General features: G+C 65.5%; 24 protein-coding genes. 6 read left to right on the top strand and 18 right to left on the bottom strand.

Translation table 11 applies throughout. The features are described 5' to 3' along the window. Positions 1–158 precede the first annotated feature (158 nt). Complete coding sequence (locus G5S35_RS16770) at positions 159–1,073, bottom strand: fumarylacetoacetate hydrolase family protein (protein WP_074987430.1); 915 nt, start codon at positions 1,071–1,073, stop codon at positions 159–161. 386 nt (positions 1,074–1,459) lie between these two features. Next, complete coding sequence (gene cls, locus G5S35_RS16765; protein WP_183039226.1) at positions 1,460–2,731, bottom strand: cardiolipin synthase; 1,272 nt, start codon at positions 2,729–2,731, stop codon at positions 1,460–1,462. A 317-nt stretch (positions 2,732–3,048) separates the two neighbouring features. Here cls and G5S35_RS16760 point away from each other — a divergent pair, with 317 nt between their 5' ends. Beyond that, positions 3,049–3,489 (top strand): low affinity iron permease family protein, encoded by a 441-nt coding sequence (locus G5S35_RS16760; RefSeq protein ID WP_065058382.1) that lies wholly within the window; start codon positions 3,049–3,051, stop codon positions 3,487–3,489. 37 nt (positions 3,490–3,526) lie between these two features. Here G5S35_RS16760 and G5S35_RS16755 read toward each other — a convergent pair whose 3' ends face one another. The 3 genes from G5S35_RS16755 to G5S35_RS16745 form a co-directional block, all read right to left on the bottom strand. Next, a complete protein-coding gene (locus tag G5S35_RS16755; RefSeq protein WP_183039225.1) occupies positions 3,527–5,116 on the bottom strand; it encodes a sensor domain-containing diguanylate cyclase in 1,590 nt (529 codons plus the stop codon). 184 nt (positions 5,117–5,300) lie between these two features. Beyond that, positions 5,301–5,768: a universal stress protein gene (locus tag G5S35_RS16750; RefSeq protein ID WP_065058339.1), complete on the bottom strand. Its 468-nt coding sequence runs from the start codon at positions 5,766–5,768 to the stop codon at positions 5,301–5,303. Between the two features lie 44 nt (positions 5,769–5,812). Then, positions 5,813–6,652 carry a universal stress protein gene (locus G5S35_RS16745; RefSeq protein ID WP_065058340.1) on the bottom strand — a complete coding sequence of 280 codons (840 nt, stop codon included), beginning with the start codon at positions 6,650–6,652 and terminating at the stop codon, positions 5,813–5,815. 336 nt (positions 6,653–6,988) lie between these two features. On the opposite strand from G5S35_RS16745, the gene G5S35_RS16740 reads away from it, so the two are divergent. The 4 genes from G5S35_RS16740 (at position 6,989) to G5S35_RS16725 (ending at position 8,683) form a co-directional block, all read left to right on the top strand. Continuing rightward, positions 6,989–7,423 carry an Hsp20/alpha crystallin family protein gene (locus G5S35_RS16740; protein ID WP_065058341.1) on the top strand — a complete coding sequence of 145 codons (435 nt, stop codon included), beginning with the start codon at positions 6,989–6,991 and terminating at the stop codon, positions 7,421–7,423. 278 nt (positions 7,424–7,701) lie between these two features. Beyond that, on the top strand, positions 7,702–7,980 hold the full coding sequence (locus tag G5S35_RS16735; protein WP_065058384.1) for a DUF1488 family protein: 279 nt from the start codon (positions 7,702–7,704) through the stop codon (positions 7,978–7,980). Positions 7,981–8,039: 59 nt separating this feature from the next. Continuing rightward, positions 8,040–8,285, top strand: coding sequence for a hypothetical protein (locus G5S35_RS16730; protein ID WP_065058342.1), 246 nt, complete (start codon positions 8,040–8,042; stop codon positions 8,283–8,285). A gap of 68 nt (positions 8,286–8,353) precedes the next feature. Next, complete coding sequence (locus tag G5S35_RS16725; RefSeq protein WP_074987428.1) at positions 8,354–8,683, top strand: hypothetical protein; 330 nt, start codon at positions 8,354–8,356, stop codon at positions 8,681–8,683. Positions 8,684–8,767: 84 nt separating this feature from the next. On the opposite strand, the gene G5S35_RS16720 is transcribed toward G5S35_RS16725, so the two are convergent. The 6 genes from G5S35_RS16720 to G5S35_RS16695 all read right to left on the bottom strand — a co-directional run bounded on the left by G5S35_RS16720 (position 8,768) and on the right by G5S35_RS16695 (position 15,185). Continuing rightward, on the bottom strand, positions 8,768–9,169 hold the full coding sequence (locus G5S35_RS16720) for a c-type cytochrome (RefSeq protein ID WP_065058343.1): 402 nt from the start codon (positions 9,167–9,169) through the stop codon (positions 8,768–8,770). Positions 9,170–9,367: 198 nt separating this feature from the next. Then, positions 9,368–10,120 (bottom strand): helix-turn-helix domain-containing protein, encoded by a 753-nt coding sequence (locus G5S35_RS16715; protein ID WP_065058344.1) that lies wholly within the window; start codon positions 10,118–10,120, stop codon positions 9,368–9,370. Between the two features lie 49 nt (positions 10,121–10,169). Then, entirely contained in the window at positions 10,170–10,577 is a 408-nt protein-coding gene (locus G5S35_RS16710) for a response regulator (RefSeq protein ID WP_065058345.1), read from the bottom strand. A 161-nt stretch (positions 10,578–10,738) separates the two neighbouring features. Next, on the bottom strand, positions 10,739–11,386 hold the full coding sequence (locus G5S35_RS16705) for a response regulator (RefSeq protein ID WP_065058346.1): 648 nt from the start codon (positions 11,384–11,386) through the stop codon (positions 10,739–10,741). Next, positions 11,383–13,500 (bottom strand): PAS domain-containing sensor histidine kinase, encoded by a 2,118-nt coding sequence (locus G5S35_RS16700; RefSeq protein ID WP_080180541.1) that lies wholly within the window; start codon positions 13,498–13,500, stop codon positions 11,383–11,385. Before G5S35_RS16700 ends, G5S35_RS16705 begins: the two co-directional genes overlap by 4 nt. Before the next feature lie 272 nt (positions 13,501–13,772). Then, positions 13,773–15,185, bottom strand: coding sequence for an MBL fold metallo-hydrolase RNA specificity domain-containing protein (locus G5S35_RS16695; protein WP_176080617.1), 1,413 nt, complete (start codon positions 15,183–15,185; stop codon positions 13,773–13,775). A gap of 160 nt (positions 15,186–15,345) precedes the next feature. Here G5S35_RS16695 and G5S35_RS16690 point away from each other — a divergent pair, with 160 nt between their 5' ends. After that, on the top strand, positions 15,346–15,864 hold the full coding sequence (locus G5S35_RS16690) for a hypothetical protein (RefSeq protein ID WP_237181426.1): 519 nt from the start codon (positions 15,346–15,348) through the stop codon (positions 15,862–15,864). Positions 15,865–15,984: 120 nt separating this feature from the next. On the opposite strand, the gene G5S35_RS16685 is transcribed toward G5S35_RS16690, so the two are convergent. The 7 genes from G5S35_RS16685 to G5S35_RS16655 all read right to left on the bottom strand — a co-directional run bounded on the left by G5S35_RS16685 (position 15,985) and on the right by G5S35_RS16655 (position 22,198). Then, the gene (locus G5S35_RS16685) at positions 15,985–17,022 is read right to left on the bottom strand and encodes an Acg family FMN-binding oxidoreductase (RefSeq protein WP_176080541.1); all 1,038 of its coding nucleotides are present in this window, start codon (positions 17,020–17,022) and stop codon (positions 15,985–15,987) included. 60 nt (positions 17,023–17,082) lie between these two features. Next, positions 17,083–17,895, bottom strand: a complete 813-nt coding sequence (locus G5S35_RS16680) for a universal stress protein (protein WP_065058350.1) — start codon at positions 17,893–17,895, stop codon at positions 17,083–17,085. Between the two features lie 36 nt (positions 17,896–17,931). Then, complete coding sequence (locus tag G5S35_RS16675) at positions 17,932–18,762, bottom strand: universal stress protein (RefSeq protein ID WP_065058351.1); 831 nt, start codon at positions 18,760–18,762, stop codon at positions 17,932–17,934. Positions 18,763–19,022: 260 nt separating this feature from the next. Continuing rightward, positions 19,023–19,232, bottom strand: a complete 210-nt coding sequence (locus tag G5S35_RS16670; protein ID WP_183039224.1) for a hypothetical protein — start codon at positions 19,230–19,232, stop codon at positions 19,023–19,025. 187 nt (positions 19,233–19,419) lie between these two features. Then, entirely contained in the window at positions 19,420–20,262 is an 843-nt protein-coding gene (locus G5S35_RS16665; RefSeq protein WP_176080542.1) for a universal stress protein, read from the bottom strand. 132 nt (positions 20,263–20,394) lie between these two features. Next, the gene (locus tag G5S35_RS16660; RefSeq protein ID WP_202035005.1) at positions 20,395–21,783 is read right to left on the bottom strand and encodes an MgtC/SapB family protein; all 1,389 of its coding nucleotides are present in this window, start codon (positions 21,781–21,783) and stop codon (positions 20,395–20,397) included. After that, the gene (locus G5S35_RS16655) at positions 21,707–22,198 is read right to left on the bottom strand and encodes a carboxypeptidase regulatory-like domain-containing protein (protein WP_183039223.1); all 492 of its coding nucleotides are present in this window, start codon (positions 22,196–22,198) and stop codon (positions 21,707–21,709) included. Before G5S35_RS16655 ends, G5S35_RS16660 begins: the two co-directional genes overlap by 77 nt. Positions 22,199–22,375: the final 177 nt, after the last annotated feature.

The following is a 22,375-nucleotide window of genomic DNA, read 5'->3' as shown; positions in this document are numbered from 1 at the left end:
GGGGTCTCGGGAGTGGTAAAGGAGGGCGTCGCAGGGTTGCCGGATGCGCGCGATATCGCGTTCCGCACCGACGTCCGCGCAACTATACAGCAGCCATATTGAGCGAGCGCCGCGCGCCACGTTCGGCGAAGTGGCGCGTAGTCTCGACGACGATGGCGTTACACCGGCTTGATTTCGTTACGGATGACACCCACGCCGACAATGTCGGTTTCCATGATGTCCCCCGGTTTCAGGAATTCCGGCGGCTGACGGGCGAAACCGACGCCCGAGGGCGTGCCTGTCGCGATGATGTCACCGGCCTCCAGCGTCATACCGCGCGACAGTTCGGCGATGATGCGCGGGATCTTGAAGTACATCTGCTGGTAGCTGGCATTCTGCTTTTCGACACCGTTCACGCGGCAAATGACGCGTACATCGTCGAGCTTCACGCCGGCCGCCGTGACGATCCAGGGACCCATCGGGCCGTGGCCGTCGAGGCTCTTGCCTTTGAACCACTGGCCGCCGTGGCGTTTCTGCTGGATATCGCGCTCGGTCGTGTCGTTGAACGCCGAATAGCCGAACACGTAATTCATCGCGTCCGCCTCGGAGATATTGATGCCGGTGCGGCCGATGATGACGGCCAGTTCCGCTTCCCAGTCGGTGCTGGTGGAGTTCGCCGCATCGTAGGGAATCGGATCGAACGGCCCGTTCATGGTGTGCGTACCCTTGGTGAAGAAAACAGGGTGCGCGGGCAACGTACTGGTTTTGTTGTCGGTGCGCACGGCCTGTCCCTCCTCGAAGTGGTCGAGATAGTTCCAGCCGACACAGTAGATGTTGCGATCCGGGCGCGGGATCGGCGAAAGCAGTCGCACTGTTTCCAGCGACAGTAGCGTGGATCGCGGATGCTCGCTCAGCGTTCTGACCTGTTGCAGTGCCGGATCGCCGACCTTGATCAGCGAAAGCATCGAGCTTGGGTCGAACGCCAGCTTGAGGTGACGTGCGTGCGCTTCGGCCTTGAGATCGAGCAGGCGGCCGTCGTCGAGCACCACGCCGATGGACGGCTGCGCACCGACGCTATACGTGACGAGGCGCACGCCAGGCTGGCCCGTCAGAGGCGGAATCGATTCGATCTTCGTGCCCGCTTGCTGTTCCTGCGCGGCGAAAATGCGGCCGGAAAATACGCCCGTTGCCGTGGCGGTGATAGTGGCGCCAGCCTTCAGCCAATTACGACGACTCTTGTCCAATTTTTTATCTCCGATCCGGCAGCGCTTGTTTCGGGATTTTTGTGCGTGCGCTACCGCGCCATATTATGGCGGACTTGATTACCTCGGCGCAGATCGGCCATGAGTTTGAATGCGTTAATCAAATTGACAGTGTTTTGAAAGAACGAAAGAAGACGCGATGTCCCGCGAAACGGATCTGCACCGCTCGGTGCGATTCGCGCGCCCGGCCGCAACGTTGGCGCTACGCCGATCCCCAATCAAAGCTGCGAGTCGAGCAATTGAACCGCGCGTTCAAGCAGCTTTTCCCGCAATGGACGGTTGCGCCATGCTTCGAGCGTGATGCGTTTCGCGTGGCTGATGTCGCGATCGAAGATCGCCGTCTGTTGCCGCGCGAAGTCGCGATTGTAGACATTGAGATTGGCTTCGTCGTTGAGCCTGAAAGAGCGGCTGTCGAAATTGGTCGAACCGACCGACACCATATATTCATCCACGACCATGAGCTTGCAATGGAACATGGTGGGTTGATATTCGTACATCTCTACGCCGGCCTCCAGCAGCGGTCCCCAGCACGCGCGCGACGCTTCGCGCACGGTATGCGTGTCGATGTGTTTGCCTGGCGTAATGATGCGCACGGCCACGCCGCGCTTCGCCGCTTCAACGATTGCGTTGATCGTCAATTTGTCCGGCACGAAGTACGCGCTCGAAAGCTGTATCGAATGCGTCGCGGCCGTGATGGCCATCAGGTACATCAACTGCATGTCGTCGCTGCCGCCCGATGGCGAGCTGCTGAACATGTGGGCGAGCCCGTCGCCCGATGCGTCGATCTGCGGAAAATACGTGGGGCCGTGCAATACATTGCCCGTCGCCTTGACCCAGTTGTCCATGAATACGGCTTGCATCTGGCCGACCGCTGGTCCGTCGACACGAAAATGGGTGTCGCGCCAATGCTTGTCGTCCTGCGCGTCGCCGGTCCATTCTTCGGCGATACCCACGCCCCCTGTAAAACCGATGCGGCCATCGATCACGAGCAGTTTGCGGTGCGTGCGATCGTTCATTCTGCCGAGCCCGGTCCAGTGCGGCTTGTGATACTGAATCACCTGTGCGCCCGCTTCGCGCAACATGCGCAGATAACGCGGGTCCATCTTCGACGATCCGATCCAGTCGAGCAGCACATGGACCGCGATTCCGGCACGCGCTCTTTCGGACAGCGCCTGCGCAAGCTGCTCACCGATTGCACCGGACCAATAGATAAACGTTTCGAAGGTAATGGTGTGCTGTGCGGCGCGAATGCAGCCGAGCATGGCGGGGAAAATCCGGTCGCCGTTGACCAGCACTTCAAAGCGGTTGCCGCCGACAACCGGCGGCCCGAGCAAGAGCCCCATCGAGCGTGTGAATTGGGCATCGTCGCTGGCGTAAAGCCGCTCGATCTTGTGCTCGATCTTCTTCTCGCCGCTAGTGAGATTGGCGATCAGCAATACGACGATGAGCGTGAGTACAACGGCAAGGGCAACCAGGGCAGTCGTCGGCATGCGTGGTCCTCGCGTAGCAAACAGTCATTCGGACCGCCAAGTGTACGGTGTTTTTCAAACCGGAGTTGCACGCGGATGGGAAGCGAAGACGTTGTCCGCCAAGCGGTCTCAACGGGCGTGCTTCATACGGGGAAGGCTGTCCACGAGATACGCACAGTACGTGTAGACGCTATGGCCCAGGCAGACTGGCCACTTCTCGCGCCGTGGAAACAGCGGGTGCAGTCTGTGCGGGCACGGCGGATGCTCGCTTCGGATTTGCAGCAGACCCGTGCGCCATGAGGCGAACGCTCGCGGGCACAACGGACTGGGAGGCGAGCATGAACAGCAACTGGTTTTCCAGATTCTCCAGCAAATTGTCGAGTTTTGCCGGCCGTCCGGCGACGTTCGTTTTGGCCACCGCACTGGTGATCGTATGGGCGATCACCGGACCGGTTTTCCACTATAGCGACACGTGGCAACTGGTGATCAACACCTCCACGACCATCGTGACGTTTCTGATGGTCTTCCTTATCCAGAACACGCAGAATCGCGATACCGCTGCCATGCAGATCAAGCTGGACGAGCTGATACGCGCGCTCGCGGGCGCGCACAACGCGTTACTGGATCTGGAGGAACTCGACGAAAAGGAACTGGCGCGCTTCCGGCGCCACTATGAAAATCTTGCCGAGCGCGCGCGCGGCGAACTGCGTCTGGATCAATCCAGTGCTGCTCCGCCATTTGTCGGAGCGACCGGCGTCGACGTGTCCAGCGATGACTAGCGAACGAGGCGTTGTCGAAACGTGCGGCTTCCCAGTTTCAGGCCGCACATTCTGTATCGAGTTGCGGCACGATCGACACGCAGTTCCGCCCCAGTCGCTTCGCCTCGTATAGCGCCATATCGGCTGTTTTCAGCAGGGTGCTTGCGTCCGTCACTCGATCGACCGCCGTCGTCGACACGCCAATGCTCACCGTGAGCATGTGCAATGGCGCTTGCCGATGCTCGATCTGGAGATTGAATACCGCGCTCCGAATCTTCTCCGCCATCAAGGCGGCGCCGCGCGTATCCGTGTCGGGCAAGACGACGATAAATTCCTCGCCGCCATACCGCGCGGCGTGATCGCCGGGTCTGTCGAGACACGCGGCAATTCGCGTGGCCACGGATTTCAAGGCGACGTCGCCGGCTTGATGACCATATTGATCGTTATACGATTTGAACCGGTCGATATCGATAAACAACAGGGACAGTGGCTTTTCGTTTCGCCTTGCGCATTTCCATTCCCGGGCCAGCACGTCGTCGAACGTGGCGCGATTCTCCAGCCCGGTGAGCGGGTCGTGATGCGCCATGCGCTCCAGCGAGGCCTCGGCGCGCTGCCTGCGGCGAAGCTCGCGCACGAATAGCCAGGTCCCGGCTGCCTTGATGGCCGTGAACGCCAGAATAAGCGCGCCGAACCACGTCGCTCGCGCCCACCATTCGGCATAGACGGTGCTCATCGCGGGCGCAACGGCAACAATCAAAGGTAAATCGGGCAGGCGTTTATAGACGTAAAGCCGACGAACGCCATCGAGGTTCGGCGTGCCCACAAAGTGGCCCTCCGTGCCCGTCATCAAGCGCCGGAATATCGGGCTCTGCGCGAAATTCCGGCCGATATTTTCCGAACTGTCCGGCAAGCGGGAAATCAAGGTGCCATCCGTTTCGAACACGATGACCGAGCCGCGCTCGCCAATCGACAAGCCATTGGTCAGTTCCCGGAAGTACTCCATGCTGAGACTGCCCATGACCGTCCCCAGAAATTTTCCGTCGGGGCGATAGATCGAGCGGCCTAGCGGAATGGAGAACTGGGCGGGGTTCGTCGACGAATGGACAGGGCGGCCGATATAGAGGCCGTCCGGCGTCATCAGGTGGCCGGCGGCGTTCAGATCCGGCGCGGCGCGCTCGCGCCCGGCGGATCGGGGATCCGAGGTGGCGATCAGCGTGCCGTTCCCGGCGCTGATCGTCATCGGTCCCATATAGTGGGCCGTCGCGGCCCGGTCGAACAGGACCCGGTCGCGCAGGTTGGCCGGCAACGCCATCACCTGGCTGTCGGCCGCGCCGTCGGAGACCGCGCGCAACGAAAGGTCGTACAGATCGATGCTGCGCTCGATGTCGCGCTCGAGGACCAGCGTGAGATTGCGTGAATTCCGTAGCGCGTGGTTGAAGGCGTCGGTGCGGGACGTCATTAACATGGCGGTGCCGATGCTGAGCGTCGCCAGCCACAACACGATGCTGCAACCGAGGATGCCGGCCGGCGAGACCATGTTGCGGGCGATGACCTTCAGGATCTGCCGGAAGGCCTGTGCGGATTGAGTTTTCTGTCCGCGGAGATTGCTTGCGGCGGCATCGTGCGGCGTGCCTTTCCGTTTCACCATGAAATTGTTCGCCCGTATCTTCTTATTCTTTGAATGATAGCGGGGTTTATGCACGCTGAATGCCGCGCGCAAGCAACAGTGCGCAGTGGCAGTCACGTTTAGTGCGCGCAAGCGCGATCCGGTAAATAGTTGATCTAAGTCAATGGTGACGGAGGCGGGCGGTGCGCCACACGCTCGCCAGGGCTCAGGCGCGCTCCTTCGCGGTCGCGCGCGCCGGGATCAGCAACACCGGACGGCAGGCGCTGCGCAGCACGCGTTCGGCGACGCTGCCGAGTGCCAGCCGCTGCATGCCGCGGCGTCCGTGCGTGCCCATGACGATCAGATCGGCGTGCCAGTCGGCGGCCGCGCGTTCGATGCATTGCGCGATGTCATCGGCGCCCAGCTGGACTTCCGCCGTGCGCGGGGCGCCTCTCACGCCCGCGCCGGTCATGCGGTTCTGGGCATCGGCACCGAGGATCCGGCTCTCTTCGACGTATGCATCGCGAATGATCGACGGATCGAAGCCCGGCACGTCGTAGGCCAGCATCGGCATGTCGATGACGTACAGCGGCTGTAGTTCCGCGGCGCTGTCACGCGCGAGTTCGATCGCGGCATCGAGTGCTTTCGACGCGGTCTGGCTGCCGTCGAGTGCAACGAGAATGCGGGAAAACATGATCTGTCTCCGGGGCACGTGCGGTCGCGTGCGTTCGCTGCCGCTCAATGGGACATGAGCACGGGCAGCGTCATCGTGAGCAGAACCGAGCGCGTCGCGCCGCCAAGCACGGTTTCCTGCAAGCGGTAGTGACCATACGCGCCCATCACCAGCAGGTCGAAGCCGTTATCGGCCGCGTAGCTGAGCAGGGCGTCGCCCGTGGATTCCGAGGCGCTGCGGTCGAAACGCGTGATGTCGACGGTGTTCGCGCCATGGCGCGCGAGCATCGCGGCCAGATCCGAGCACGAGGCCGCCGAAGGCGCGGGCGTAAAGCTGCTGGAAACGGCGGCAATCGTGACATGTGCGGCGCGCGCGATGAACGGAATCGCATCGTGAACCGCGCGCGCTGCCTCGCGGCTGCCGTTCCAGCCAATCAGCACGCGTTCGCCTACCGATTCGAAGTGGCCGGTGTAGGGCATGACGAGCACGGGCCCGCCGGCGCCGAGCACGACCGATTCGACAAAGTGATTCGCCACATAGGCTTCCGGTTCGTCGAGATCGGTTTGGCCGACGATCGTCAGATCGGCGCTGCGGCTGCGCTGCATGACGGCGGCGACGGGTTCGCCCTCGGCGGCCACCCATGCGCCATTCACCTGCGCGCGCGCCAGCTCCGCATGGAACAGCCGCTCGATCGCGGCGCGCTGTTCCGCTCGCAGTCTGCGATGCGAGTCGTAGTAGTCCGCCGTGCCGGCCATGACGTGAAACTCGCGCGGGCTCGGTTCGAAAACCGCGAACAGACCGTCCAGGTGCGCGCCGTACGTGCGCGCGAGTTTCAACGCAAGCGCGAGGCGTGCGCTGGCGCGCGCACTGGTATCCAGATGAAGCAGCAAGGTCTTCAAACTCATGGCGGGGCTCCGGCGAGTGGGAACGGGCGATCGTCGCCCGGCTTGATGCAGGCCACGAATGAATTCGAGTCTACGAATGAGGACGGGCGCACGCTTGACTTAAGTCAAGCGTCCTATTCCGCCAAATCGGGCACTTCCGTGCAGCGTCGAGACGCGCTTCAGACACACGAGCATTGAGTTGGATCAATCGGGAAACGTCGCGGGTTCGTAGATTGAAGCTGATGCGCGCCCGGCGGCGATGTGCGGGCGCGCAAGGAGTGGGCATCTGCCCGCGCTGCCGCGCGGTGCGCGCAAGCGGACGGTGCGGCGAGTGACAGCTCAAAAGGAGGAATCGCGATGAGCAATCTGACACGTTACGACCCGTTTTCGGTCGAGCCGGTTTCCGATCTGTTTCAGGGGCTGTTCCGCCCTATGCGCGGCCTGCTCGCGTCGGAGGAGCACGATCTGGCGGCCATGAAAATCGACGTGACCGAGAGCGATCAGGCCTACACGGTCAAGGCGGAATTGCCGGGCGTGGACAAGAAAGACATCGACGTGAAGATCGACGGCAATGTGGTCTCGATCAGCGCGAAGGTCGAGCGCAAGGCCGAGCAGAAGGAAGGCGAGCGGGTCATCCGCCGCGAGCGTTATAGCGGCGCGTTTGCGCGCTCGTTCTCGCTGGGCGGCGATATCGACGAGAGCGCGTCGACGGCCCAGTATCAGGACGGCGTGCTGTCGCTGACGCTGCTGAAAAAGGCGCCGGCGGAGCAAAAGCGGATGCGCATCGAGTAAATCAGGCGGGCTTTGTGGGGAGGCGGCGCATCGATCCGTGCTGGCCCGCACGGGATGCGCCGGTCAGGCGCAGGGTACGCCCCTGCGCTTTTTTTCTCGCCGACGCCTGATGCGGCCACGGTGGGTCGTGCGGCAGACTGTTGAGCGCCTGGTCTTCGCGGCTGGGTGCAGCTTTCACTGAATTGATATGTGTCAACGGTTCCGCACTTCAAGACCCTATGCTGAATTCAGGCCGCCCCGTGAGCTGCGGGTGGCAGGCGAGGCAAGGAGATCTGGTCATGGACATTACGTTTCCGCCGTCGGTGCCGCAATACGACGCGCAATGCTACACCCTGGTGTTTCCGGTCTGTGTGGACGGCAAGCGGATCGAGTGCGGCATTACCGCCGAGGCGCTTGAGGATCATTTCGGCGCGCGATCGGTTCGCGAGACGGATCTCGTCGAAGCCTTCGACGAGCATCGCCACGCCATCGAGGACACGGCGGTCACGCTGATTCGGGCGACGCGCGGGGCGCCCGTGCTGCTGCACAGCGGCGTGTTTCGCGTTTATGGCAGCTGACACGCGCCGACGCGCGTGCCATTTCATTCTCAGCGACGTGCTAAACAGAGATCCGCATCATGACACTCAAGGGTACGGTCGACAGCGATACATGGATCGTGGAGGCGGTCACGTCGCCTGCGCCACAAGGCGGCTTCTCCTGCCATATCGCGATCAGGCAGCGCGCGCCGGAACAGGCGGTCTGCCACGCCTTCGATCATCATCGAACATTCGTCACCGAGACGGCCGCGATGCTCGACGGCCTGCGTGAAGGCATGCTCTGGATCGATCTCATGAATCGCCATGCATTCCACGTGCAGCGATGATCGGCGAGATGCGCGTGCACGCAGTCATGGGGCGTATGAAGAGAAGGGGCGCGGCAATGGGATTAGGCATGCAGATTGTTTATCTCGGATTCGTCGGGTCCGCCGCGATCGAGGCTGAGGCCGGTGTGCAGCTCCTGCGTCTGGAGCGGTACAGCGGTGTGCTGCAGGCGTGCCACCTGGCGATCGAGTCGATGCATATAACGGGCCCTGTTCAGACCTACGATGTGCGGCTCGATCTTCTCATGGCCGCCACAGGTCTCAAGCCCATCGTTCACTGCTCGGGCGACGATCCGCTCGTCGCCATCCGCCAGGCTTTCGATGCCGCCGAGCGTGAACTGCAACTCGCCGGTACGTCGCGCTACGCCGTTCACAGCGGTCCGGCGCGGCGCGGTCATTGAGGTGAGCATCGGGCGCGTCGCGGCGCGCTGATCTTTGCTTGCGTGTCTGACACGCACGAATGCGCACACGAAGCCGCCGCGCAGTTACTGACTCAGCACCCACTGGACGAGCGTGCGCGCGTCCTCGGCCGAAAGCGGACCGCCGCGATCGGCGGGCAACGGCATGGACATGTCGCCCCAGTGCACCTTGCCGCCATGCCGGAGTTTTTCCTCCAGCATCGTGCTGGCGTTGGGCTGGTCGCGATAGCGTTGCGCGATCTGGTGGAACGAGGGCGCGAGAAACGGGGCGTCGGAGGTGTGACAAAACATGCAATGCTGCTGATCGACGAGTTCGACGGGCTCCTGCGTTTGCGCGGCCGCGCCGGCGGCGTGCAGCGAAACGGCGACTAACACAGCCGCCTGTACGAGCAGGGCGCCTGACCGCGCGCGGCGCGATTCGCGCAGCGGTCGAATGGCAACGGCGGCGGGAAACGGTGCGCAGGCCATGAATGATCTCCTCGAGTGTCGGGCAGGCCGAAAGGCGCGCCGCCTTTGTTCATGCTGACATCGTCCGGCAGTATGGCGTTGATTTGAGTCAAGGCCAAAAGTGCGCCGCGGGAAGCGCTGCGGCGAGGGCGAAAAAACGCCCCCCGCCTGACGACCCGCGGCCAGCTTGCGGAACATTCACCCTGGATGGGTCGCGGGTCACACGCGCGCGAGACCCTGCGCATCGACGATGCGGATCTGCTTGCCGTCCGGCTCGACGAGCCCTTCCCGGTGGAAGCGCGAAAACATCCGGCTGACGGTTTCGAGTTTCATGCCGAGAAAACAGCCAATTTCTTCACGGCTCATCTTCAGGTTGAACTGCGCGCCCGAGTAGCCGCGCATGCGAAAACGGGCGGAAAGGTCGAGCAGGAAGGCCGCGAGCCGTTGTTCCGCCGTCATCGTGCCGAGCAGCATCATGAGGCTCGATTCGCGCACGATTTCGCCGCTCATCAACTGATAGAGATGATGTTGCATGCGGCGGCTTTCGCGGCACAGCGACTCCAGCTGGCCGAACGGGATGATGCAGACCGAGCTGTCTTCGAGCGCGATCGCGTCGCAATTGTGCGTACCGGCGCACACGCCGTCGAGGCCGAGCGGTTCGCCGGGAATCTGGAAGCCCGTGATCTGTTCATGGCCGTCGCGATGCATGACGACCGTTTTGAACGAGCCGGTGCGTACCGCGTAGAGGCTCTGGAAGGGATCGTGGGTGCGAAACAGCGTCTCGCCGCGCCGCACGATGCGCGTCGTGAGGACGAGGGTATCCAGTTGCTGGAGCTCCGCGGAACTGAGGTCGGCCGGCATGCAGACCGCGCGCAGCGAGCAGGTCGAGCAGCGCGAGGCGGGACGGCGCACAGCGGCCTCGCGCGCCGCGGGTTGCAGCGCGATCACCGGCCAGGGCGTGGGCGCAGGCATGGGAAGAGAGGGGTCGCAAACGGGCTCGGCATACATGAGAGTCTCCAATTCATCGCGCGAGGGTCGCGCGTTGTTTCGCAAGCGCTTCAATGGCATGGCAGGCGGCGTCGAATTCGGACGTCTTGTCGAAGAACAAGGCGGCGCCCGCCCGTTCGCAGGCGGCCTTGAACGGCGCCGCCGCATGGTTGGTCAGCACGATAGTCAGCACGCCCGGTTGTTCGCGCGACAGTCGGGCAATGAGTTCCATGCCGTTGCTCGCGTTCAGCCGCAGGTCGACGACCGCGACATGCGCTCCGCTCGTGGCGATGCCGTGCAGGGCCGTGACGGTGTCCTCGGCCTCGCCGACCACGCTCACGTCCGACAGGGCGGCGAGCGTCTCGGCGACTCTGCGGCGCACCGCCGTCGCCTCGTCGACGAGAAACACGTGCAGCGCGCGCGTGGTGGTATCGGCTGTCATGTAGCCAGTATTGGCGAGCGCGGCGCGAAAGAGAATCGGCGGCGATGGAAAGCGGCGTACGCGAAACGGAAGTTATGTAGGGCGATTCCTACAAACATGCGACGATGCGTCGCCGGGCAGGGCAGCGGAAGTTGGCTACAGCGACTGGCAACAGCGTCGGCTCAGGGTTCGTCCTGATCGTCGAGCAGCTTGTGGCGCAGCGCGTAACGCACGAGGGCGGCCTCGTGCGGCATTTCCATTTTTTCGAGGATGCGCACCTTGTAGGTGCTGATGGTCTTCGCGCTCACGCAGAGCGCCTGCGCGATTTCGCCGATGGTTTCGCCGTTGGCGAGGCGCCGGAACACTTCGAACTCGCGATCGGAGAGACGCTGGTGCGGCAAGGTGTCGCCCGGCTCGTTCAGGCTTTGCGCGAAGCGCTCGGCCATCGCCATGCTCACGTAGACGCCGCCGGCCGCCACCTTGAGCACGGCGTTCACCAGTTCCGCACTGGCGCTTTCCTTGGTGAGATAGCCCGAAGCGCCCGCCTTGAACGCGCGCACTGCGTATTGCTGTTCGGCATGCATCGTCAACACGAGAATGCGCAAGGCCGGTTTCTCTTCCTTGATCTGCTTGATGAGCTCCACGCCGCTGCGCCCCGGCATGGACAGATCGAGCACGAGCACCCTGGCCTCGCGCTCGCGCACGAGCGCAAGCGTGGTCGCGCCGTCGCAGCCTTCGCCGACGATGTCGAATTCCCGCGCGTCTTCGAGGATGCGCCGCAGACCGTCACGCACGAGCGTGTGATCGTCGGCGAGGATCACCTTGATCATGAAGCGGTCTCTGCTGGCAGGAGGGCGTCGAGCGCGAACGTGATGGCAATGGCGAATCCTTCGCCCGGCGCCGTGTCGATCTCGACTTCCCCGTTGAACATATGCGCGCGCTCGCGGATGCCGAGCAATCCGAACGACTTTTCGCGGCGTCCGTGCCGCTGCGGATCGCAGGCGGTGTGCTGCGCGCCGCGGCCGTTGTCCGCGATGCGCAGCGTGCAGTGCTGGCTGTCGACTTCGAGTTTCAAGGTGACGACGCTCGCTTCGGCGTGGCGCGCGACGTTGGTGAGCGCTTCCTGGATGATGCGAAAGAGCGCCGACGCCGCCTCGCCGGAAAACACCGTGTTGCCGGTGTGGATGGTCTGCTGCACGGCGATGCCGTAGCGGCTCGTGAAGTCGTTCGCGAGCCATTCGATCGCGGGCACGAGGCCCAGGTCGTCGAGCATGACGGGGCGCAGGTCGGCCGCGATGCGGCGCACGGCCCGCACGGTCGAGTCGATCAGCTTGCCCATGCCGTCGAGCCGCGTGGCGATGTCGTCGTCGACGGCGCCGCCGAGCCGGTTCTGGAGCGTGGAGAGATCGATTTTGAGCGCGGTGAGCTGCTGGCCGAGATCGTCGTGCAACTCGCGCGCGATACGCGTCTTTTCAGCCTCGCGCACGTTTTGCAGATTGGCGGAGAGTTCTCGCAATTCCTCGCGCGAACGCTTGAGCGAGTCCTCCGCGCGCAAACGCTCGGTGATGTCGCGCAACATGACCGTGAACAGCTTGCCGGATACATCGTGGATCTGCGAAATCGACGCTTCGATCGGGAATTCCTCGCCGTTGGCGCGCAGGCCGAACAGCGTGCGTTGCTGATGGCCCATCTGACGCTCGGTGACGCCGGTGGCGCCGAACTGGTCGACGTGGCGCGCGTGGGCCGGGCGGAAGCGCTCAGGAATGAAACGCGACAGCGGCGAGCCGATCGCTTCCATGGCGGACAGCCCGAAGACGAACTCGGCGGCGGGATTGAAGATGACGATGCGCTGCGCTTCGTCGACCGTGATGATGGCTTCCATCGACGAACGCACGATGCCCATCATGCGCGCTTCGTTCAGCCGTGCTTCGTTCAGCCGTGCGTCGGAGACCGCGGGCTCGGACGCGGGGAGACGACCGGGCGACGCGGCATTGGCCCGCGCGAGCCGATGGGCGAGGAAGGCGCTCAACGCGGCGGCAAGGACGCCGAAGAGCAGCACGGGCGCGGCGCTGAGGGCCGCGCCGGTGACGAAGGGACTGCCGTCCGCGCTCGTGTGCAGCGTGAGGGTCGTGCCGCCGAACACGATGGTATCGGTGTGCTCGAATCGCGCGCCCCCGGCGACGGCGGCATTTTCGGTGGGGGCGCTGCGATACAGCTCGGCGGCGTGCTGGCCGGCATGAACGGCAAGGGCGAGGTCCGGCCGGCTGGCGACGATCGGCTCGAAGAGGCGCTGCACATCGAGCAAGGCCACGGTGAAGCCGGCCAGCGGCCGTTGTGCGTCGCCCGCCGCCGGCGCGGCATAGACGGGCAGATACAGCAGCAGACGAGGCTGCGCCGGTTCCGGAGCGGCTTCGGCGGCGAGCCCGGCATTGCCGGTTTGCAGCGCGTAGCGGCGCGCCGCCACGGCCGCGGCGCCCGTGTCGAACGCACTGCCGGCTTCGGAAGCGGCCGGGCCCGCCCAGAGCGTGGCGAGCGTGGACTGCGCAGACTGCGCGGATGCCGTCTCGGACACGCCGAGAGGCAGCGGGAAATACCCGAGTGCGACCACCGCGAGCCGGGAATCGTCGAGAACGGTATCGGCGGCGTACTGCCGCCAGGCTGCGGAACTGGGCGCGGGCTGTTGCGCGAGCCATCCGCGCGCGCCGCGCAGGGCGGCTTCGTCGGCGACGAGCGCTTGCTCGACCGTGTCGCGCAGCGCGGCCGCGCGGCGCGCGAATCGGTGCCCGGCGGTGGTCTGCCATTGCGCGGCGACGAACGCGGCAACGACGAGCGCGAGCGTCAGGACGACAACGAACGTCAGCGCCGATGCCCCTGCCGGCCGACGTAGACGTGCGAGAAACATGCGTACTGCGCCGTGCGCGCGTGGCTGAGCGCGTGTGCTCATGGCAACTGTCCGGATGAAGTTGCGAAGATGCGCTTGCGTGGAACGGTTGTGTCAGTCATTCCCCTATGAAGTAGCGACTTCATTGGAGAACAGTCGGGAGCCGGGATGGATGGGCCGCTTGCCCTAATTTTAGGATCGCCGCGCAGATCTGTCCGGAAAAAATTGCGAGTTTGTGTGGCGCAGGGCGCAATTCTTTCGCCTGCGGGCGGCGCGCCGCGATGCCGACGCGGCGTGAACGCCGCCGCGTACGGCAAGGTCATTCGCGCGGGAGCTTACGCCGCGCTGGCGGACTCGCACGGCGGACACGGATGTTCGCGAACCGGATTCTCGGGCAGTTCGATGGTTTGCCCCTGCTCCGGCACACAGCAGTCCCAATGAAGCGTTTCGGCGATACGCCGGCGCAGGGCATCGGCGGCGGCGGGCTCGCCATGCGTCACGAACGTGCGCACCGGCGGGCAGGTCATGCCGGCCAGCCAGCGTATCGTTTCGCGGTAATCCGAATGCGCGGAGAGCGAGGAAATCGACGCCACTTCGGCGCGCACGCGCACGTAGTCGCCATGCAGTTTGATGGTCGGCGCATGGGCCTCGAGCGCCGCGCCGCGCGTGCCGGGCGCCTGGTAGCCCACCAGCGCGATCGTGTTGCGCGGATCGGGGGCATAGAGGTTCAGGTGATGGAGCACGCGTCCGCCCGTCGCCATGCCGCTGCCGGCGATGATGACCATCGGGCCGTGACGCGCGGCAATGGCCTTCGAATCGTCGACGGTGCGGGTCATGAACGCCGCATGATCGATGGCGTGCAGTTGGGAGATGCTCAGCCGGTGCTCGCGCATGTGATGGCGGTAAAGGTCCGTGACGCTGATGGCCATCGGGCTGTCGAGATAGACGGGCACGTTCGCCATGCGCCCGGTTTCCTTGAGGTGAGCGATGTAGTAAAGCACCTCCTGCGCGCGGCCGACCGCGAAGCACGGCATCACCACGATGCCTCCGCGCGCGAAGGTGCGCGCGAACAGATGGGCGAGTTCGTCTTCAGGGTCGAGGGCATCGTGCAGCCGGTCGCCATAGGTCGATTCGACCACGAGATAGTCGGCGTGAACGGGCGGCATCGGCGCCCGCATGAGCGTATCGTCGGGGCGCCCGAGATCGCCGGAAAAGGCGACGACGGTCGAGCCGCTGCACAGCACGACGCTCGCGGCGCCGAGGATATGCCCGGCGGGCAGCAGCCGGAAGGTCAGTTGTTCGCCGAGCTCGACCGGCGTGTCGAATTCGCGTGGCGCGAGGAGCCGCAGCGCCGCTTCGGCGTCTTCGAGCGTGTAGAGCGGCAGAGCGGGCTTGTGCTTCGAATAGCCGTGACGGTTTGCAAACGCCGCGTCTTCTTCCTGCAGGCGGGCGCTGTCACGCAGCATCACGCCGCACAGGTCGGCCGTGCCCGGCGTGCACCAGACCGGGCCGCGATAGCCGCTGCGCGCGAGTACCGGCAGGTAGCCGCAGTGATCGATGTGCGCGTGCGTGAGGATCACGGCATCGAGCGTATCGGCCGGAAAAGGCAAGGGCGCCCAGTTGCGCAAACGCAGGTTCTTGGTGCCCTGGAACAGCCCGCAGTCGATCAGCACCCGCTTGCCTTGCGCTTCGAGCAAGTAGCGCGAGCCGGTCACGGTTTGCGCCGCACCCAGAAAGGTCAGCTTCATCATGCACTCCCTCTCAACGCGCCCCACGGCGCCTCCGAGACAGATTGCAGCGCGCTTCTCTGTTGCGCGGTTGATCTGCGTCAGTCGTGAGGCGATCGAAGGCGAGGGACTGATTTGAGGCAGATCAATCGGGGGCGGCGGGCAATCCTTAGATTGGGCCATGCGGTCCGACTTCGCGGACCGGTTCTTTATCGGGGTCGTCAGCATGTTTCAGGGATGGTGTCAGCATCGGCTGTCGGGTCGGCTTGCTGTGCTGTTTTCGGTGTTTTCGGTACTGCTTGCGGCGTGCGCGACCGATGCGAGCCGCGAAGCCTTTCGTGATTCCGAATCGGGGCTGGAGCTCGCGCGCGAGCACGCGGCGATTCACTGCATGACGCTGCGCGATTGCGCGCAGGCATGGAACCGCGCGCGGGCATTCGTCCAGGCGCATTCGCCCACGCCGATCGAGCGGAGCACGGACGAAACGATCGAGACGCGGATGCCGCACCAATTCGGCGTGGCCTATTTCTGGGCCGCCCGCGAAACCGCGGCTGACGGAACGGCGACGATTCGCCTGAAGGGCATGTGCCGGGGCATGTACAGCGTGGATAACGGACCCGGATGGCTCTATCGCTCCTGCGCAGAACAGTTGCGCGAGGGCCAGCGCGATTTCGCGCGAGACGTGGGCGGCGCAAGCTGAGAGAAAGCGCGGCTGCCGGCTTTGCGCGGTCGCGTCCTGCTTGTGTCTCGGTTGTGTCCTGCTTGTGTCTTTGCCGCCGCGAGTCGCGCATCGCTCCTGCGCGCGCGGCAAAGACGGCGCTCAGGACATCACGTCTTCGAGCGGGCGCCGTGGCGACGCCGCGTCGGGCGTGCCGCGCCCGATCCGCAACAGAAGCTGCGGAAAGTCCGTCCTCTGAAGCCCCATCAGCACGGCGAGGCGGGAGCGTAACGTTGCGATCTCGATCGGCTGGTTCAGGTAGGAAACGCAGAGGCCATGCACGGTCGCCAGCAACAGGACCCGTTCGAGCGCCTGACCGGCGGCGAGCCAGGCCTGCGCATCGTCGACGCCGGTTGCGATGCACAGCAGCAGCGGCGAGCCCGCCGCAAGTTCGCGATGCGTGGCGGCCACGCCGCCGCCGAGGTCGAAGGTTCGAATCGCGGATGTCACGAGCGGCCTGGCGAAATCGAGCAGCGCGCCGAGTCCGGCTGCATAGACCGGCATCCCGTCGTTGGTGTGGCGCGGGTGGATCCACTTCGCGAGTTCGCGCCTGAAGCGCGGATCGGCGAATTGCTGCTGGTCGGCTTCGGCGACGAGGTCGGCGACCGCGTTGCGGGGCGCGGCGGCGCTCACGCACGCAACCTCGACGCCTTCCGCGCGCGCGGCGTCCATCAGGTGCTGCTCGATCATGGCGTCGACGGGATCGGCAGAGAAAGGATGACGCGTGGTCACTCGCTCGGGAATCGCGTTCAGCAGCGTCGACAGTTCCGGCGCGGTGACGCGCTCACGCAGCAGGCGGATTTCGGCCAGCAGATCGGGATCGGTGCTCGACGGAAAGAGGGTGATCGCGTATCCCATGCCGAGGCTCGCGATCGCCACGCGAAGATTGAAGAGCGCCGCACCGCAACTGATGACGAGTTCCCGGTCGTAAGGGTCCACGACGGGCAGCGCCCGCAGTCTGTCCGCGCAGAGCATCACGCGGTCCGCGCCGGAGACGAAGCGCCACGGCTGGCTGTTGTGGCTCGACGGCGCGAGCGTCGCATGACGCACGGCGAAGCGCAGCGCGAACTCGTGCGTGACGTCGGCGGCGCCGTTGCAGGGCGGATGGGCGGAATCGACTGCGGCTGGAGGGTTTTGCATGGTGGACTCCCGTCGGGCAGGCACGTCGGCGTGTTGGGCGCGCCGCCGTGCGATTGCATATCAGTGCGACATCAGCAGCGGAATCGTCATGGTTTCGAGCAGGTTGTGCGTCACGCCGCCCAGTACGCGCTCGAAGTTGCGCGAGTGCGCGTAAGCACCGGCCACGATCATGTCGGCGTGCAGCGCGCTCGCGCGGTCCAGCAGCGTCGCGGCGGTCTTGACGCCCGGTTCGCGCGCGCATTCGTGAAACGACGCGCCGACGTCGTGCAGGTCCAGCCATGCGGCGGCATCTTCCGCTTCCGTTGCCGCGCGTACGCGCGCCGTGCCGGGCCGCGCCGCGATCATTTCGATCGATACGCAATCGGCGCGCTGCAAAAGCGGCAAGGCGTCGGACGCGGCGCGCGCCGCGGCGCGGCTGCCGTCCCAGGCGATCAGGATGTTGCGAGCGAGCGTCGGAAAGCTGCCGGCATGCGGGATCACGACGGCGGGTCTCGCGGCCGTCATCAGGAGGTCCACGACGAGGCCGCTGGTCGGGTCGAACGCGGCGTTGCCGTGCTCGCCCTGTCCGAGCACGAGCAGGTCGGCGTGACGCGCGTGCAGCGTCGCGGACGGCGTGTCGCCCGGCTGCAGCGCGCGCCATTCGACCATCCGGCCCGCCCGCGCGCCCGCTTCGAGGAACTGCGCGTGCGTGTGCTCACGGCGATGCTCGGGCACGGACCCGTTGCGCGCCGCCGGCGCGCGCGCATGCGGCATCGGCAGATACAGCCCGATGAGATGCGCGTCGAAGCGCTCCGCCAGATCGAGCGCATAGGCCTGGCGGGCCTCGCATCGCGGCGAATCGTCGAGGTGGACGAGCAGAGTCTTGTAGCACATGACGTTTTTCCTGGAGGTGATGCGCGCCTCGCGCGCTCAGTGCGACATCAGCACCGGTACCGGCATCGAGCCGAGCACCGTCTGCGTCACGCCGCCGAGCAGCAGCTCTTTCCAGCGCGCATGGCCGTAGGCGCCCATCACGATCAGATCGCAGCCGGTCTTGCCGGCGCGTGCGAGCAGGGCGTCGCCGACCGTGATGGTCGGCGGCGGATGCAGTTCCGTGACCTGCACATCCAGCCCGTGACGCGCGAGCACCAGCCCGATGTCGGCACCCGGAATGCGGTCTTTTTCCTTGCGCGCGAGCGTGAAGGTCACGAGTTCGGTGTGCTCCGCGAGGCGCATGAACGGCAGCGCATCGAACAGCGCGCGCGTGGCCGGTTGATCCGCGTTCCATGCGACCATCACGCGCTCGCCCACGGTGGGAAAGCCGCCTTCGTGCGGGACCCACAGGACCGGTCGACCGGCGCTCAATGTCACGCGCGCCTGCAGCCGGTTGGCGAGCGACGCGTAGGGGTCGTCGGGGCCGCTTTGGCCGAGCACGATCAGATCGGCGAAGCGGGCGCGCATCAGCAGCTCGTGCTGTGCGTGCGTGGCCGTGCGCCAGTTGCCCTTGAGTCCGGCTTCGGCGAGGCTGCCGAAGAAGTGATGTTCGAGCGCGCGGCGGCACGCCTCGTGTTCATGCTGGCACTGCGACCAGTATTCGGCGTTCAGAACGAATGCATACGCCACGTCGTGCTCCTGCACGGTCGGCGCGAAAAGCGCGCTTACGTGGGCGCGGTGACGCTGTGCGACGCGCAGCGCGACGTCGAGGCGCTTGCGGGCGCTCTCGCTTTCGTCAAGGTGAACCAGAATGTTGCGGTACTCCATGTTGGGCGCTCCGCGGTGAAGGGCACACCGAAGCGGTGTCTCGTGCGGCTCAGTCTAGGCGCGGACGTCGGATTGGAATTGATTTGAGTCAAGCCTGGATCCGTGGCCGACAGAGACGCCGCGCGAGATTCTTGCGCGGCCGGACAGCGCGCCACGTCCTGTCAGTCGATGCGGATCAGCCGTTTGACGGCGACCCATGCGCGCTTGCGCCGACGGTTCGCGGTGGAACGATGCAAGCCGAGGCGCTGCTCCAGCGCGATTCAATTCGCCGCGCGCAGCGCAGCGGCAAAACGCTGGAACGCGCCCAGCGAACCCGCGATGCTCTGGTATTTTTCGCGGCCGATCTGGCCGTCCAGCGTGACCAGCATGCCGGCGGCGCGCGCGAGCGAGAGCAGGGATTCGGCGTCGTCGGGGGCAGTCGCCGTGGCGAGCGGAACGGAGGACAGCGCAGGGTGGTTCGCGGTTTGCATGACGATGCTCCGGGAGGCGGGCCTTTCGAGCCGGTTCGCTACGTCTCCAGTATGGTCAGCGCGGCGCGGCGCTCCAATGAGCGGGCGCTGAAAGTCGTGTAGGTCGCGATTTGAGGCTGTAGGCATTGTCCTACAGGCCTTGCGCATCCGATCGGCGCCCGCGCGTGACGCGTGCCTCCACGGCTCCTCAATGCGAAAGCAACACCGGAACGGTGGCCGACTCGAGCAGGGCGAGCGTGACGCCGCCGAGCAGGCGCTCGCGCCATTGCGGATGACCGTAGGCGCCCGCCACGATGAAGTCGCAGTCGTTCTTCGCGACCCACGAAATCAAGGTCTCGCCCGCGGTTTCGTCCGAGTCGCTGAAGTCTTGCGCGAAGTCCACATTGACCGCGTGTCTTGCCAGCATCAGATCGATGTCGGCAATCGCGGGGCCGGGCTTCGCCGTGCGGGACGAATTCGGCGTCGCGATATGCAACACCGTCACGCGTTTTGCGGTTTCCAGCAGCGGCATGGCGTCGTGCACCGCGCGCGCCGCTTCGCGGCTGCCGTCCCACGCAATCACGATCGTTTCGCACGTGGCGCGCAGCGCGCCCGCGTAAGGCAAGACGAGCACCGGCCGGCCGGACGTCATGACGACCTGTTCGAGAAAGCGTCTGCGCAGGGAGGCGTTGTCGTCGTCGGGAGTGGTCTGGCCGGCGACGAGCAAATCGGCGTGGCGGCTGCGGCGCACGATCGGCTGTTCGGCATGGAAGTCGAACGCGATCCACTCGCCGTCCATGCCCACGCGCCTCAAGGCGTGATGGAAAGCCGCTTCGGACGCCGACTGCTGGCCCCGCAGCGCGTCGCAGTATTCGCTGTAGTACGGGGCGCTGCCCGCGACCGTGAAGCAGGCGCGCACGTCCGGCGCGAACGGCGAATACAGGCCGATGAGGTGAGCGTCGAACCGTCCCGCGAGCGTCAGCGCGAAATCCAGTCTTGCTGTTGCGCGGTCGTCCGGGTCGAGATAGGCGAGCACGGTCTTGTACTGCATGGCGGCCTCCGCTGGGGAAAATGGCGTGGCGTGGCGTGGCGTGCGCGGCGAGGCGCGCGTGCCCGGTGGCCATGTTGTCGCCGGATGCGGGTGAATACTTGACGTACATCAAGTCATAGTTTGCGTCGGCATTCAGTGGGCGAACCACCACGCCCCCCAGACACAGACGAGGATCAGCGCCTGGCCGGGGACCACCGTCCAGGCGAATGCGTGATGGCCTGCGATCGCGGCCACCACGCATTTCATGATCGAGTTGGCCGTGAGCGCGACGATGATCGGCATGGCCGCCTCGTCTGCGCTGAGCAGCGACTGGGCGCTGAGCGCGGCGATCGAGGCCGCGGCGGAATGCGTGTCGATGAGGCCGCCCAGCACCGCGGCGATCAACAGGCCGGCCTCGCCGAACCAGCGCGCGAGCAGGGTGCCGCCGAGCGTCAGGATCATGAGCGTCGAGGCGAGCAGCAGGGCCGCCTTCAGATCCACGGCGCGGCTCACCACGAGCGCTTCCTGCATCGGCTTGCGGATCGCGCGCCAGGCGATCAGCAGACCCCAGACCAGCGCGCCCAGCATCCCCGCGGCGAACGCCGGCGCGAGGTGGCGCAGCAGCGGTTCATGCACGACGCCGACGATCAGCGCCAGTTGCACCGGCGTCGCGACCGAGGACAGCACGGCGGCGGCGGCGAACTGCGGACAGTCGGCGGGCGACAGCGCGGCGCGGCGGCCCATCGTGGTGATGGTCGCGATGCTGGAAACGAAGCCGCCGAGCAGGCCCGCGAACGGCAGGCCGACGCGCGCGCCAAACATCAGTTGTGCCAGGTGCCCCAGCGCGCTGATCGCCATGACGAGGACGGCGAAGCGCCAGACCGTCTGAAGATTGAGCGCGCCGAGCGGGTCGACGGGCCGGTCGGGCAGCATCGGCAGGATGATCAATGCGGACGCCGCCAGCGTCAGCAGATCGACCACTTCTTTGCGATCGAGACGCGCTACGACGAAGCGGTGCAACGGCGCGCGCGCCGCGAGCACGATCGTGAGCGCCACGCCCAGCGCGGCGGCGAGCGGTGCGTCGATGACGGCCAGCGCGCCCATCAGCAGTGTGGCGATCAGCGCCGTTTCGGTGGTCAGCCCCCGGTCGTCGTGCGGCCGCAGATAGGCGGCGGTGGCCAGCGCGGTGAGCGCGAGGACCAGCGTGGCGGCCAGGATCGCGCCGCCCAGGCGCATGGCGATCGTGCCGAGCAGGGCCGTGATGGTGAAGGTGCGGATGCCGGCGGCGGCGCGGGCCACGCCTTCCCCCTTGCGCCGCTCGCGTTCCGCGCCGACCAGCAGCCCCACGCCCAGCGCGACGGCAAACGGCATGTACTCGTCACTGATGGGCAGCATGGTGCGGTGTTCCGGCCGGGTGATTGATGCGAGCGCCTGCGTGGTGCGGCGAACGGGACGCGCAAGGGCGTCATCGGATCGTGGGCGGCGTCGGGCAGCAAGGCGCGACGGCGTGGCGCACGGCCGGCACAAAGGCGAATTGCACATTCGTGCCCTGGCGCCTGTTCACGACCACGACGCGCACCTGTTTCGTTCCCGCCGCGTAGGCGGCGACCTGATAGCGTCCGGGCGGCAGCGCCACGTAAAGGTAGGGGCCGAGCGTACGCGTCCTGAAGACCGACGCCCCCGAGGGCCCGACGATCTCGACATCCACGTCCGACAGGAACTGGCCGCCCTGCGCCAGGAATGTGAGCCGCAAGCTGTACTGATGCGCCACGCTGCGCAGCGCGTCGGCTTCGTCGATGCCGACGCCCCCGGTGATATAGGCCACGCCGTTCTGCATGGACCGCGTCGCCGTGGCGTTCGTATCGGCGTCGGCGATGTCCGCGGCGCCAGAACTGAAGCCGGGCGCTAGCGCCGACATCAGCGCGACGGCGAGCGTGATCTCATGGATGCGTTTCATGGCCTTCTCCTCGCATCGGCAATCGGCTGGGTGGTGAGCCAAGGATCGCTCGGGACGGGACGCCACGCCTGACGCAGGTCAAACTTTCGCCGTGTCGCAACCGCGTTTTTCCATTGATGTAAATCAATTGCGTGACGTCGGCGAATCCGAAGATGGGTTCAGGCAAGACGTTACGTA

Source organism: Paraburkholderia tropica, from assembly GCF_014171495.1.
In the GTDB taxonomy this organism is placed as follows: Bacteria; Pseudomonadota; Gammaproteobacteria; order Burkholderiales; family Burkholderiaceae; genus Paraburkholderia; species Paraburkholderia tropica.
The sequence above is the reverse complement of the archived record's forward strand: the minus strand, read 5'-3'. Positions and strand labels throughout refer to the sequence as shown.